Below are 12,615 nucleotides of genomic sequence, written 5' to 3' on the forward strand. Positions count from 1 at the left end.
ATTTTCCAGAGTGGCTTTTTTGTTATCAAGGCTGAAACTAATCTATTTCGTTACAGCCTCATATATTCTACATACTTTTTTGACATGATTCACAGTATCCATAAACTGTCATATCATGATGTGTGATTTTAAAATGATGGTCTTTTGCTACATGGTCTGCTATATGGTCTAGGTGACAGTCTATTTCATACATTTTTTGACATCCTAAACATATCATGTAATGATGATGGTCTTTTTTGTTAATGTAATAATAAGCTGTATTTTTCATTGTACTTTTGGATATAAGACCTTGTGCAAAAAAGGTATCTAATGTCCGGTAAACTGTAGATAAGTTCATTGTTTCATCAGGTAGTTCTAGTAGAATCATTTCAGCACTTTTTGGTTGATTCGATTGATTCAATAATTTTAATATTGATTTCCTTTGCTTGGTCATTCTCATCGTATCATCTCCTAAATAAAGGTTTAAATACTAACAGTCCTAAGAGTAGTATAGCATATAAAACAACGATTGTAGAGCCAACAGGTATTTCTAATGGATGTGCAATAAAAATACCTAACAATATAATAACGAGTGAAGATATAATGCCTAAGATAATAGTGTTCTTAAAGCTTTTGGTCAACTGACTCGCAATGACTGATGGGAAGATAACAAGTGCTGAAATCAAGAGTGTACCAATGGTTCTAACGCCTACAACAATGAAAAATGCAGTTAATCCAGCAAGTAAGTATCCTAATAGCTGGACATTGATTTTAGAGAACTTTGCATAATCTTGATCATACGTCATTAAGAATAGTTTTCTATAAAAGATCAATATGAAAGTAACAATTAATATTGTAACTACAATTGATAAAATCATATCGACAGATGTTGCAGTGAATATATTACCAACAAGCATACTTTCAATCGATATATTAAATCCTTGACCCTTTTTAACTAAAATCAAACCGATAGCAAAAGCAACTGCAGAAACTAAACCGATTGCTGCATCACCGTTAATCGTTTTTGTTGTCGATAAATATTTAATCATTAATGATGCAAGCATCACAAAGGGTATTGCTACAATTAACGGTTCACCAGATAATAATATCCCTAAAATAAGACCAGCAAAACTAACATGTGCTAAACCATCAGCAATCATAGCTTGCTGATTTAAGACCAAATATGGACTTAATAAAGCAGCAGACAATGCAAGTGCTAAACCGATAATAATCGCATTTTGGATGAATTCATATTGCAATAGTTCAATCATGTGAATGCCCCCTATGCTCAAATTCGTGATAATCTCTATAAGGTCCAAAGAACTTAATGGTTTGATCTACATACATCGTTAGACAATCATCTTTAACTGCATCGGTTAAGTCATGTGTGACATGGATAATTGTCATGTTTTTCTTTTGTTGAAGTTCATAAAGTAGTTGATAAAACTTTTCTCTAAAGGATGGATCTAAAGCAGAAGTAGGTTCATCAAGTATTAATAATTCAGGTTCAGCAATTAAAGCACGAATCAAAAAGACGCGTTGTTGTTGTCCACCAGATAGATGCATCATGCTTTCGTTAAAGAGTTGTGGAATCTCCATTTTCTCTAACCAAAACCTAATGAGTTCACATTCGGTTGAACTAGGTATAAGTTTTTGTTTCTTAAAACCACTATAGATAACTTCTCTAACCATCATCGGTAGGTTTGCTTTCGTGTTTAACTTTTGTGGCAAGTATCCCATGGTTACATTTTTTAAACTAATTACACCTTCAGTCGGCTTTAATAAGCCAACCAATAGTTTGACAAGTGTTGTTTTACCTGATCCGTTTGGACCAACGATATGTAAAAAATCACCTGGTTTAATTTCAAAGTTTACATCATGAAGTGCATTAAATTTTCCAAATGAAACTGCAACATCTTGATATTTAATCATCACTATTCTGTTGGTGCACCTAATGCAATTTTTAAATTTTCAAAGTTTCTTGAAAGTAATTCCAAATAGGTGACGCCATCCTCCATATCAGCCTTAGTTACGTTATGGTAACCATGTAACTCTAATAGAATTAATGTATAGTTTTCTTTTGCCAACTCTTCTTGAATGGCTTTAGCTGCTCTTGGTTCTACAAGTTCTTCAATAAACAAGTATTGTGTACCTGATTGTTTAACTTCATTGACAAATCGGATGCGATCAGCACTTGTTAACTGTGCATCAGGTTTAAAATCAGGAAATAAAGATACTATATGAATGTGATATCTGTCAGCAAAAGATTCCATCGCATTATGACCTGCAAAGAAGATGTGTGCATCATGATATGCTTCTTGTTCAAAGAATTCATCAATCTCATGGTGCAACTCCTCTAATTCATGAATATAATCATAAGCATTCGCTTCATAGAAACTAGCATTTTCAGGATCAATCAATATTATCTTTTCTAATATAGCTTCAATTAACTGAATCGCTGTTGTTGGATCTGTCCAAAAATGGATGTCTTCTTCATGGTCGTGATCATCGGTATCTAGCGTTGTTATATTTTGATGATTAAGATGATTGTCGTCATCTTCATGTTCATCATCAGCTAAAGTATATGACTCAGATAAGTTTAAAACAACGGTGTTTTCACCACCAAATGAGCTAATATCTTTAATCCATGTATCAATTTCTAAACTTGTAAAAATAAATAGTTTAGCTTCATTAATCGCAACCATATCTTTACTTGTAGCTTCATAATCATGGATTTCAGCTCCAGGTGGAATTAATATACTAACCGTCATTTTATCACGGACAATTTGTTTAGCAAAATCGTATTGCGGAAACATTGTTGTCACAATTTCGGCACGCTTATCATCTGTACAAGCTGAAACAGAAATTAAAACAAATAATAAAATCATAATAGATGCAAATTTTTTCATATATAAACATTCTCCTTTTGCAAATCATTCGCATTTAAAGTATAGCATATTAATTCCTATTTGCAAATCATTCGCAATAAAAAAATAAAATATCAGCTTATAGCCCAAAAAATCGCTTAAATAAATTGAAATAAAAGATAAACAATGATATAATACATTAGAATATATGTCTAAACAGAGTGGGATGATGATTTCCACTCATTTTATTGAGGTAAACATGAATCTAGAAAAATTAAAAGAAAAGTTAATACCCATCCTTAAAAAGTATAACCTTGAAATCTATAGCATACGCACCAAAAGAGAGTTTGGAGAAAAGATTGTTGAAATTCTATTAGATACAGAAACAATGGATATCAATGAACTTGAAAAAATTCACTTAGCCTATGTCGATACACTAACAGATGAAGATCTAGACCCTTCATATTTCTTAGAACTTTCATCACTTGGTGCTGAACGACCTTTGAAGACAAAAGAAGAGTTGAAAAAAGCTGTTTCAAGATATATCTATTTGGAATCGTCTAAATATAAAGGTAATGGTACACTGTTATCTTTTGAAGATGATATAATATTATTAGAGATAAACCTAAAAGGTCAGTTTAGAAAAATAGAAATCAAATTTGGCGACGCAAGAAAAATGCGCACAGCTGTCAAGTTTTAGGAGGATACACATGATAAGCAAAGAATTTTTTAAAAACATTGAAGCAGTAGCTGAAGAAAAAGAACTAACACATGAGCAAGTGCTTGAAGCATTCGTTCAAGGGATGATTGCTGGTTGTAAAAAAGCACATGACGTTCGTTCTTGTCGTGTGGAGATTAAAGAAGAGAAAAGCGAAATCTTAGTTTATAAACAACATTTAGTTGTTGAAGAATATAGTATTGATGCTGATAAAAATTATACTCAAATGCTCTTAGGTGAAGCAAAACAAGTAAACTCACGTGCAAAAGTTGGAGATATACTCGAACAAAAAATAGATCCAAAAGATTTTGGGCATTTTGCTGTTCGTGACTTTAAGAGCAGATTGAACGAAACATTAATCAGTATGCAAAAAGAAAACCTATACAAACACTTTAAAGCATTTGAACATGAAATGATTTCAGCAAGAGTTATTGATATAGCAGATGATCACTACCGCCTTGATATTGGTAAAGACTTAACAACACTTCTACCGAAGAAAGAAGCATTGCCTAAAGATAACTTCCATGTAGGAGATTATGTTAGAGTTTATGTATCAGATGTGGAAATGAAGACCAAATGGCCAAAAGTGTTTGTGTCTCGTTCACATCCATCATTAATCATTAGATTACTTGAAAGCTTTATTCCAGAAATTAAAGATGGTGTTATTGAAATTATGGGTATATCTCGTGATCCAGGTGACCGTTCTAAGATTGGTGTGAAATCAAATGATCCTAAAGTGGATCCAATTGGTGCATGCGTTGGTGAGGGTGGATCACGTATTCGTGAAATCGTTAAGTCTTTAAGTGATGAAAAAATAGATTTATTCCGTTGGAGTGATAACGAAAAAGAGTTAATCGCAAATGCTTTACAACCAGCAGAAGTCATAGCAGTTACACGCGTCAATCCTAAAGATAAAAATGCACTTGCAATTGTACCGGATAACCAATTATCTTTAGCTATTGGTAAACTTGGACAAAATGTTAAGTTGGCCGTTCAAGCTTGTGGATGGAGTATTGACATCAAGTCAGAAACCATGGCGCAAGGTGAAGGCATCTTATATTAAGATTTAATCAAGAGGTGATTCAATGGCAAAAGTCAAAAAAACTCCACTTAGAACATGTGTTGTCACTAAAGAAGTGTTACCTAAGCAATCCTTAGTGCGCATCGCAGCAACTAAAGAAGGTGTTGTATCCATCGACCTAAAAGGAAAAGCTCCTGGTCGTGGTGCATACTTAAAACTAAGTAAGGAAGTTATTATGTTAGCTAGAAAAAACAAAGCATTAGATCGAAAACTAGAAGTTGCTGTACCAGAAGAAATCTATGAAGAATTGTTAAAAATCGCAAATGATTAACAACATCGGACTTGCGTATCGCGCCAGAAAAGTGACAGTCGGAACTGAAATCACAATTTCTGAGCTACGCAACAAAAAAGTATTTCTTATCTTTTTAGCGACGGATGCTTCAGACCCAACAAAGAAAAAAGTTTATGGTAAAGCAAAAACTTATCAAGTTGAAGTGATCGAAGCATTTCAATCGAATGAATTATCTAATGCAATAGGTAAAAAAGACATCAAAGTTATTGGTATAACCGACAGGGGGTTTAGTCAATTATTGATGAATCAAAGAAGGAAGTGATTGTATGCCTGCAAACAAAAAGTTTGTCAAGAAAAAGCCACAACAAAACAATAATCAAAGACACGAGCATAGAAAACCAAATGCTCCAAAGAAAGTTGTTAAAGATGTTGGCGAAAAAATATTTACATATAAACCTGATATGAACGTTGCTGCTGTTGCTGAAGGTTTAGGCCTAAGTAATGCTGCAATGGTAAAAAAATTAATGCAATTAGGATTAATGGCAAGTATTAATCAAATCATTGATCGTGATACTATAGAAGTCATCGCTTTAGATGAAGGTTATGAAGTCAAAGACGAAGTCGTCACTGATGTCACGAGATATGATGAATTTCAAATTGTTGATGATCCAAAAGATATGGTGAAAAGACCTCCAATTGTTACAGTTATGGGTCACGTTGACCACGGGAAAACAACATTACTTGATTCCATTAGAAAATCTAGAGTTGTCGAAGGCGAAGCAGGAGGCATTACCCAACATATTGGTGCATATCAAGTCATCAAAAATGGGGATCCAATTACTTTTATTGATACACCAGGCCATGCTGCATTTACAGAAATGCGTGCACGTGGAGCAAAAGTTACAGATATCGTTATTTTAGTTGTTGCTGCTGATGATGGCGTCATGCCACAAACCATCGAAGCACTTGACCATGCGAAAGCTGCGAAAGTACCAATTGTTGTTGCAGTTAACAAAATGGATAAGGCATCTGCAAATCCAGAGCGTGTGATGAATGAGTTATCTGAAAAAGGGTTAATACCTGAAGCATGGGGTGGAAACACACCATTTGTCAATGTATCAGCACTAAAAAATCAAGGTATCGATCAGTTATTAGATGTATTACAATTAATAAGTGAAATTGAAGAATTTAAAGCAAATCCAAATCGTTTAGCAAAAGGTACAGTTATTGAAGCAAGCTTAGATAAAGGTAGAGGACCAGTAGCAACCCTAATCGTGGAAACTGGAACACTACGTGTCGGAGACTTCATTGTCATCGGTAATACATATGGTAAAGTACGTACGATGCAAGATGATTTAAAGAAACGTTATAATGAAGCACTTCCATCACAACCTATTGAAGTAACAGGATTAAATGAAGTTCCTCAAGCTGGTGATATTTTCATGGCATTTGATGATGAAAAAGTGACTAGACAAATTGCAGATGAACGCCAATCAAGAAATAAAGAAGGCGAACTTAAAGCAGTTAAAAAAACATCACTTGATTCGATGTTCGATCAAATCGAAAGTGTTGGAAAAGAACTTAATATCATTATTAAAGGTGATGTTCAAGGCTCTATTGAGGCCTTAAAAAATATGCTTGAAAAAATTGATATTGATGGTTTCCATGTTAATGTTGTACGTTCAAGTGTTGGTGCAATCACAGAAAATGATGTAACCTTAGCAAGCGCATCAAACGCAGTTGTCATCGGATTTAACGTAAGACCAACTGCAGCCGTAAAACAAGTTGCAGACTCCGAAGGTGTTGAAATCAGATTATACAAAATTATTTATCGCGTCGCTGAAGACATTGAAGCAGCACTTAAAGGTATGCTTGAACCAACATTTGAAGAAATCGTAACTGGCCAAGCAGAAGTTAGAGATATCTTTAAAGTCTCAAGAATCGGAACCATTGCTGGATGTTATGTAACTGATGGCATTATTAAAAGAGATGCTCTTGTTAGAGTATTAAGAGATGGTATCGTTGTTTATGAAGGTAAATTAGCATCATTAAAGAGATTTAAAGATGATGCAAAAGAAGTTAGACAAGGATATGAATGTGGACTTTCAATCGAAAACTTTAATGATATCAAAGTTGGAGATGTCGTTGAAGCTTCACAAATGAAAGAAGTAGAGGTGAATTGACATGTCAGTAACGACAGACCGTTTAGCAAGTTTGATTCAAAGAGAACTTGCATCAATCGTTAATACAGAAGTTAAAGATAAGAGTTTTGGGTATATTAATTTAACCGAAGTTAAAGTTACAAAAGATGTATCCTATGCAACCGTTTATTACACGATTTTGAGTGATGAACCTGAAATCATCGATAAAGCAAAAGAAGCTATCGATAAGAGTAAACAAACTATTAGAATGGAACTTGCAAAAAAAATTAGAAACATTAGAAAGATTCCTGATTTGATTTTTAAGTATGATGAAGCATTAGCATATGGGAATAACATTGATAAAATTCTAAAAACAATAAAGTAACCTCGGTTACTTTTTTTGTCTTTTATGTGTATAATAAGAGTAGGTGAAAACATGTATGCGAAGGTTATAATTGATATTAAACATGAAGATGTTAATCGTTTTTTTGATTATATCATTCCTCAAAAATATGAGGATTTTTTAGAACGTGGTATGCGTGTTTTAGTCCCTTTTGGCAAACAAACAAGAATGGGTTATGTCACTGAAATAATAACTGAAAGTTTGGATGCAACCAAAGAGATTCTCGAAGTATTAGATGTCATTCCATCCATTAACGAAGAACTCTTTAGTCTTATGAATTATATAAAAAATCATGTTCCAGCACTTTATAGTTCTATTTTTTCAACAGTTATTCCATCAGAATTAGCTGTTAATTATACAAAAGTTGTTGAAATGGTGAAGCCAGAACTAGTACCAGATGACTTAAAGCCTTATTTTAATAAAAAAGGTATTTGGAGATTGAAAAGAAAAGATCAAGTTTATTATCCTAGATTAAAAAAACTAAGGGATTCTAAGGATCAAGAAATAATAAAGATTAAAACTGTTATTAAAGAAAAAGGAACGACGAAAACCGATAAAACGTATACATATAACCAAAATCATCATTATAAACGTATTTATCATTATGAAATAGTTATTGATTTATTTAATATGAAAAAAGAGTATACAAGAAAAGAGTTGACCGATCAGGGATTAACCGCTAGTAACATCAATACACTCGTTAAAAATCAAGTCCTTTTCGAGCAAGAAAAAGATGTTTTTAGAGAAATAGAACATCAATTTGATCTAAGTGATAAAAAAGTTGTTTTAACAGATGAACAACAAAATGTAGTCAATCAAATTGTAAATAGTTTAGACAAACAAGAAACATTTTTATTAAAAGGGATTACTGGTTCAGGTAAAACCGAAGTATATTTAGAAGTTATTTCAAAAGTTATCGAACAAAACAAGCAAGTCTTAGTTTTAGTGCCTGAAATTACTTTAGTAGCTCAAATGGCAAAAAGACTTAAATCAAGATTTGATGATGTTGCTATTTACCATAGTGCGTTATCATCAGGTGAACGTTTTGACCAATACAAAAAAATTCAATCTGGTAAAGCATCAATTGTTTTAGGAACAAGAAGTGCTGTATTTTTACCCATGGAAGACTTAGGTTTAGTCATTATTGATGAAGAGCATGATGATTCCTATATCCAGAAAGAACAAGTCATTTATGATGCTGTAGAAATCGCATTAGAGCGCGCAAAACATCATCAAATTCCCGTTCTATTAGGAAGTGCAACACCAAGCATTACTTCAATGTATGAAGCGATGAATAATCGATTTACATTATTAGAGTTAACAAAAAGACCATTGAATCTTGAGATACCAACGATTCAATATGTTGATATGAGACTTGAGTTAGAAAAAAACAATACATCAATCTTTTCTAAAACATTATTGGATGCAATGAAAAAAAGAATTGAAATGAAGGAACAAACGATTCTTTTATTTAATCGTAAAGGATATGCACCATTTGTTTTATGTCGCGCATGTGGTGATGTTCCTCAATGTCCGCATTGTGACATTTCATTAACTTACTACAAAGAAAAAAAATCATTGAAATGTCATTATTGTGGTTATGAAAAACCATTTGATAATACTTGTTCAGTCTGTAACGCATCAAAGGTTAAAGAAGTAGGCACTGGTATAGAATATGTCGAGCAAGTTCTAAAAAAACAAATGCCAAAAGCTAGAGTTCTTCGTATGGATAAAAATGCGACAAGAATCAAGGGTAGTCATGAAATCATTTGGAACAATTTTTTAAATGAAGAGGCGGATATTTTATTAGGTACACAAATGATTGCTAAAGGATTAGATTTTCCAAAAGTGACTTTAGTAGGTGTCTTAATGGCTGATTTATTGCTAAAAGTTCCATCATATAAATCAACTGAAAATGCATATATGCTTTTAGCACAAGTCACTGGTAGATCAGGTAGATTCTATCCAGGAGAAGCGATTATACAAGGGTATGACATCGGTCATTTCGCAATAAAGAGCGTTAATCAAACCTATGAAACATTTTACCAAGAGGCATTATATAACAGAAAATTAATGAATTATCCACCATTTAAAAACACATCACAAATCTTAATTTCAGGAGAAAGCTACTTAAAAACTTATCAACGTGCTTTTATGCTTAAAAAAGCATTATCAAGCTTATCATGTGATGTTTTAGGACCATCACAAGCTTTGATTACTAAAATTAAAGACTATTACCGATTTACAATTACACTAAAATATGAAACAATAGAGAAACAAGAACTCTTCGACCTTTTAGAAGCTCACGAGTTTGATGATATAAAAATAAGATATTTTCCATATTTAGATATTGTGTAGGTGAAGATATGAAAATAGTATTTATGGGAACTCCAGAATTTGCAGTACCAATATTAGAGATGCTCAATATTAAGCATGATGTTTTGCTCGTTGTTACACAACCCGATAAACCAGTGGGGCGTAAAAAAACGATGACACAATCTCCTGTTAAAAACAAAGCAATTGAGCTAAGTTTACCGTTATTTCAACCTGAAAAATTGACAGAAGATTACCAACCTATTCTTGATTTAAAGCCTGATTATATCATTACAGCTGCATACGGACAAATGCTACCTCAAGTTTTACTTAATCAAATTGAAGCCATCAATGTTCATGGTTCGTTACTACCTAAATATCGAGGTGGGGCACCAATTCAATACGCTTTATTTGATGGTTTAAATGAAACTGGCGTAACGATTATGTATATGGCATTCAAAATGGATAGTGGTGATATTATCGATCAAGAAGCTGTTGAAATCCTAGATGATGATAACTATCAAACCTTAAGTATCAAATTAAGTCATGTAGGTACACGATTATTAGATAAGGTATTATCTGATCTTGCAGTTGGTAAAAATGATCGAATACCTCAAAATATTGATGAAGTAACATTTGCTTTTACACTAAAGAGAGAAGATGAATATTTATCATTTCATCAAACAACAAAACAAGTCATCAATCGGATTCGTGGTTTATCTCCAGAACCTGGAGCACATGCAAAAATAAATGGTCACATCATCAAGTTCTATCAAGCTCAAAAAAGTGATATAATAGACAGTAAGGCAACGCCTGGCACAGTGCTAAACACAAAGAAAAAGCTCATTATTAAAACACTTGATGGGGCAGTTGAAATGATTTATGTCCAATCTCCAGGTAAAAAACAGATGCATGCAAAGGATTTTCTCAATGGTCAAACCATCATGAATCAAGGTGATGTGTTCATAGAAGGGAATGAATAGGATGGCAGAAAAAAAGGCAAAAAAACTATTGTTTACAAGACAAGAAATGTTTGAGCTTAACAAAAAAGTATTATTAAAACGTGGCGTATCGATTGAAGCAATCGCTGAAATCAGTTTTCAACAGCAATCAAAATACACCGATAATATCACAAGAGAATTATGCCAAGAATCAGTAGAAAAGATCTTATCACTACGTGATGTTTTCCATCATGTTCAGCTAGCAGCTGAAATAGATCGATTGGCAGAACAAAGAATGTTTCAAGGACCTATTCAAGATATTATTTTAGAAGATTTAGGGTTGTTTGGAATTGATGAAACGATGGGTTTAGATGTTGCTGGTTTATATGGAACCATTGGACAAACTAATTTTGGTGATATCGATGTGAATAAGCATGGTATTGTTAAAAGATTAAATGATGCAGGTAAAGAAGATGATATTTGTCACACTTTTTTAGATGATATTGTTGGAGCAATCGCAGCAGCAGCATCAACAAGAGTTGCACAAGTGACGAATGAAGAAATAGCACATGAAGATGTTGGAGTAAAACGATTTAGCATATTTGACTTATAAAAAGGATGATGGTTCGTGGCAAACAACAAAAAACCTGGCATTTGGAATATAAAAGTACTTGGTAGAAATATTTTTGCTAAGTTTTTTGGTTTTGAACAGGGTGTAGATATTACCAATGATGTTGCCGTGTTATACCGAAGAAATGTCGTTATTAAAAATATTGTATTTGTCTCGAATATCATGTACTCAATCATTTTATTTATTCTTTCACTTTCAACAGAAGGTGAAGTCTCTGATTGGGTTGTTGCATTTATTGCATTTCCATTAACTTATGTGATTAATAAGTTTCTAAAAAAATTAATCAACATGGATCCAAATGATAAAACCAAGCAATCGGTTGCAATGTATGTTTCAGCATTTTATATCTTTTTCTCATCAATCTTAATTTATGCAAGATTGTACCAAAAAGAGTATTTTGAAACTGGTGCATATATTCTAATGTATTATGCGGTTGTTGTTATTTCTTTATACCAAGAAAAGAAGTTAATGAGTTCGAGTTTTCAAGGCTTACTCGCATTATTAACAGTCATTCATTTTATATGGACATATAATGTTCAACAACTTGTTGGTGGTGAAACGATTATTGAGTTTTTACCACGATTTGTTAGATTACCGGAATTTAGTGATATTTTATTAAGAACACTATTATTTATATTATTCTATTTTGTTGTTTATGCCATCGTCTCGATGGGTCAGTACATGCAAGAAGAACGAAAGTTAGAGCTGATTAAAAGAAGACAAGTTCAACGTGATTTTTCTCACATCGTTGGTGACCTCTTTTCCGTTGTTTTCTCTAGTTCTTATACATTAATGGATAAAAGACATGCGTATCAGGTGCAACAAATGGCGGAAAAACTGGGTAACTATTATGGTTTATCTCAAGGAAAAATTACAGAAATGAATCAATACGCAATGATTCATCTACAATATCAAGAAATTAAAAACATGCTAAACGATAAAAACAGCTTTGATGAAAAAGAGTATGATATCTTAAAAGAAAAAACAGAGCTTGGATCACAAATCGCTAAGCGTCTTCAACTTGCACAAAAATGCGAAGACATTGCTAGAGCTCATATTGAAGATACTGCAAACGAAAAGTTCTTAAAAGAAATGTTAATTATTCAACCAGAAATTGAGGCACAAATCATTTTATTAGCAGACCTATATATCACAATGCGTGGTCCTAAATCATATAAAAGACCAATGGCTCATGGTATTGTTTTAAAATCTTTTCAATCAGAATTAGTCAATTATTTTGATTATGATCTAAAAGAAAGGTTTTTAAAGTTCCATGATGAGTTTGCAGAGATGTACAACAATTTCTAAA

At 32.8% G+C, this 12,615-nt stretch carries 14 protein-coding genes; 10 read left to right on the forward strand and 4 right to left on the reverse strand.

The window, feature by feature from the left end; translation table 11 throughout:
- Positions 1-67 precede the first annotated feature (67 nt).
- Genes QJ521_RS07435 through QJ521_RS07450 form a run of 4 tightly spaced genes read right to left on the reverse strand, consistent with a single transcriptional unit; the run spans position 68 to position 2,888 of the window.
- Positions 68-439 carry a Fur family transcriptional regulator gene (locus QJ521_RS07435; protein WP_282839825.1) on the reverse strand — a complete coding sequence of 124 codons (372 nt, stop codon included), beginning with the start codon at positions 437-439 and terminating at the stop codon, positions 68-70.
- 4 nt (positions 440-443) lie between these two features.
- Positions 444-1,250, reverse strand: coding sequence for a metal ABC transporter permease (locus QJ521_RS07440; RefSeq protein ID WP_282839826.1), 807 nt, complete (start codon positions 1,248-1,250; stop codon positions 444-446).
- Positions 1,243-1,911 (reverse strand): metal ABC transporter ATP-binding protein, encoded by a 669-nt coding sequence (locus QJ521_RS07445; protein ID WP_282839827.1) that lies wholly within the window; start codon positions 1,909-1,911, stop codon positions 1,243-1,245. The genes QJ521_RS07440 and QJ521_RS07445 overlap by 8 nt, the downstream gene beginning before the upstream one ends.
- Before the next feature lie 2 nt (positions 1,912-1,913).
- Entirely contained in the window at positions 1,914-2,888 is a 975-nt protein-coding gene (locus QJ521_RS07450; RefSeq protein WP_282839828.1) for a metal ABC transporter substrate-binding protein, read from the reverse strand.
- A gap of 217 nt (positions 2,889-3,105) precedes the next feature.
- Between QJ521_RS07450 and QJ521_RS07455 the strand changes: the two genes are divergently transcribed.
- Genes QJ521_RS07455 through QJ521_RS07500 form a run of 10 tightly spaced genes read left to right on the forward strand, consistent with a single transcriptional unit; the run spans position 3,106 to position 12,614 of the window.
- On the forward strand, positions 3,106-3,546 hold the full coding sequence (locus QJ521_RS07455) for a ribosome maturation factor RimP (protein WP_282839829.1): 441 nt from the start codon (positions 3,106-3,108) through the stop codon (positions 3,544-3,546).
- Between the two features lie 10 nt (positions 3,547-3,556).
- Positions 3,557-4,627, forward strand: coding sequence for a transcription termination factor NusA (gene nusA / locus QJ521_RS07460; protein WP_282839830.1), 1,071 nt, complete (start codon positions 3,557-3,559; stop codon positions 4,625-4,627).
- Positions 4,628-4,649: 22 nt separating this feature from the next.
- The gene (gene rnpM / locus QJ521_RS07465) at positions 4,650-4,916 is read left to right on the forward strand and encodes an RNase P modulator RnpM (protein WP_282839831.1); all 267 of its coding nucleotides are present in this window, start codon (positions 4,650-4,652) and stop codon (positions 4,914-4,916) included.
- The gene (locus QJ521_RS07470) at positions 4,909-5,199 is read left to right on the forward strand and encodes a L7Ae/L30e/S12e/Gadd45 family ribosomal protein (RefSeq protein ID WP_282839833.1); all 291 of its coding nucleotides are present in this window, start codon (positions 4,909-4,911) and stop codon (positions 5,197-5,199) included. The genes rnpM and QJ521_RS07470 overlap by 8 nt, the downstream gene beginning before the upstream one ends.
- 4 nt (positions 5,200-5,203) lie before the next feature.
- Positions 5,204-7,060: a translation initiation factor IF-2 gene (gene infB, locus QJ521_RS07475; RefSeq protein WP_282839834.1), complete on the forward strand. Its 1,857-nt coding sequence runs from the start codon at positions 5,204-5,206 to the stop codon at positions 7,058-7,060.
- A 1-nt stretch (position 7,061) separates the two neighbouring features.
- Positions 7,062-7,403 carry a 30S ribosome-binding factor RbfA gene (gene rbfA, locus QJ521_RS07480; protein WP_282839835.1) on the forward strand — a complete coding sequence of 114 codons (342 nt, stop codon included), beginning with the start codon at positions 7,062-7,064 and terminating at the stop codon, positions 7,401-7,403.
- Between the two features lie 51 nt (positions 7,404-7,454).
- A complete protein-coding gene (gene priA / locus QJ521_RS07485) occupies positions 7,455-9,779 on the forward strand; it encodes a replication restart helicase PriA (protein WP_282839836.1) in 2,325 nt (774 codons plus the stop codon).
- 8 nt (positions 9,780-9,787) lie between these two features.
- Positions 9,788-10,717 (forward strand): methionyl-tRNA formyltransferase, encoded by a 930-nt coding sequence (fmt, locus tag QJ521_RS07490; protein WP_282839837.1) that lies wholly within the window; start codon positions 9,788-9,790, stop codon positions 10,715-10,717.
- Position 10,718: 1 nt separating this feature from the next.
- The gene (locus QJ521_RS07495) at positions 10,719-11,288 is read left to right on the forward strand and encodes a phosphatidylglycerophosphatase A family protein (RefSeq protein ID WP_282839838.1); all 570 of its coding nucleotides are present in this window, start codon (positions 10,719-10,721) and stop codon (positions 11,286-11,288) included.
- Positions 11,289-11,303: 15 nt separating this feature from the next.
- Complete coding sequence (locus QJ521_RS07500; protein ID WP_282839839.1) at positions 11,304-12,614, forward strand: HD-GYP domain-containing protein; 1,311 nt, start codon at positions 11,304-11,306, stop codon at positions 12,612-12,614.
- Position 12,615: the final 1 nt, after the last annotated feature.

The organism is Peloplasma aerotolerans (genome assembly GCF_030012175.1).
Lineage (GTDB): Bacteria > Bacillota_I > Bacilli_A > Acholeplasmatales > Acholeplasmataceae > Peloplasma > Peloplasma aerotolerans.